Origin of the sequence: Spongiactinospora gelatinilytica, from assembly GCF_003236385.1 — a bacterium.
Lineage (GTDB): Bacteria > Actinomycetota > Actinomycetes > Streptosporangiales > Streptosporangiaceae > Spongiactinospora > Spongiactinospora gelatinilytica.
Genome location: NZ_POUA01000711.1, coordinates 1 through 1,431, shown reverse-complemented (window position 1 = coordinate 1,431; position 1,431 = coordinate 1). Strand labels below are relative to the sequence as shown.

1 protein-coding gene and 1 pseudogene are annotated in these 1,431 nt (G+C 71.2%); both read right to left on the bottom strand.

The window, feature by feature from the left end; genetic code table 11:
* Window positions 1-412: pseudogene (locus C1I98_RS44820) on the bottom strand (hypothetical protein); the annotation flags it as partial.
* Window positions 413-466: 54 nt separating this feature from the next.
* A partial coding sequence (locus tag C1I98_RS38825; RefSeq protein ID WP_233508572.1) for a ComEA family DNA-binding protein occupies window positions 467-1,431 on the bottom strand: 965 nt, incomplete at its 5' end.

The following is a 1,431-nucleotide window of genomic DNA, read 5'->3' as shown; positions in this document are numbered from 1 at the left end:
ACCCCCACGCCCACTCCCCTCGCCTTCCCAATCCGCCCATGCTTTCCGGGCGGTCTGGCCGGGTGCGGTGTCCGGGCAATGGTGGATCTTGCGGGGCGGAGCCCGGGTCGGGTGCTGAGGGCTCTGCGGGCGTGTGCTCGCTCAGCGGCGTCCCTCTCCGAAGGCGGACACGCCGTGGCCGTGCGGGGCGGAGGAGCGTCACCAGGATGGCGAGGACGGCCACTCCGGCCACGATGGCCGCGGTGAGCGGGGAACAGCCCAGCAGGATCCACGCCGTCGCCCAGGTGGCCAGTGCGGGCGCCGCCAAGGCGGGCACGCGCGCCGCCGGTTGCGGTCCGGCCGGAGGCTCTGCCGAGGCGGCGCCCGGCAGCGGACCACCACGGACGGGGAGACGGCTGACCTCGAACCTCAAGCGGACCTCCTTTTCGTCGGGCTCGCTGGGAAAGCAGGTGTGCGTGAGGTGGTGTCACACGCGGACTTTGCCCTTGATGTCAGCGAATTTGCTGTCGCCGATGCCTGAGACCTCCTGGAGTTGGTCCACGGTCCGGAAACCGCCGTTTGTGGTGCGGTAGTCGACGATGCGCCGTGCCAGCACCTCGCCGACGCCGGGTAACACATCGAGCTGCTCCACGGTGGCCGTATTCAGGTCGATCAAGGCGCCAGGCGGGCCGGGCGCCCCTGGGGAGCCAGGGGTGTCGGAAGCGGACGCGGGCACCTGAGCCTGCGCTTGGGCGACCGGCGGGCCGCCGACGGCGATCTGCTCACCGTCCACCAGACGCCGGGCGAGGTTGATCGAATCGGTGGCGACACCTCTTTTGGGGCCGCCCGCGGCGGCGACCGCGTCTTCCACGCGGCTGCCTTCGGGCAGGGTGAAGACGCCCGGTTTACGCACCTTGCCCGCCACGTGCACGGTCACCTCGGCAGCCGCGGGAGATCTAGAGGCCGGTGAAGAGGGCAGGGCGGCGACGGGGCGCACGACCCCGGTGGGCGGTGGCGGCAGCGGCTCGGCCACGGGTTGCGACCGCCACAGGTGAAAGCCACCGGCCAGCGCCGCCACAACACCGAGAAGCAGCAGCAGGCGCGCCTTGGGGCTGTCGAGCTTGAGCGCCACCTCATTGGCGGCGATCGTCGAGCGAAGCGTCTCACGTAGCGGCCTCGGCGGCCGCACCGCCGACGCCTCCCCATCCTGGGCCCCCGGCGCCTCAGGAGCCGGTCGTCCCTCGCGATCCACCCGCTCTCGGGTACCGCCTTGCCCCCCGAATTCCGTCACCCCAGCGGGTCGATCTCCCGAGCCCGCCGACACAACAGAAGGATCCCAGGGGTCCACCGGCTCACCCGGAACAACCCCGAGCACCGCCAATCCACCAGACCTGCCGACGTAACCCGGCGGCTCATCGGAGAAATCCTCAAACCCCACCCGCTCATCCGAAA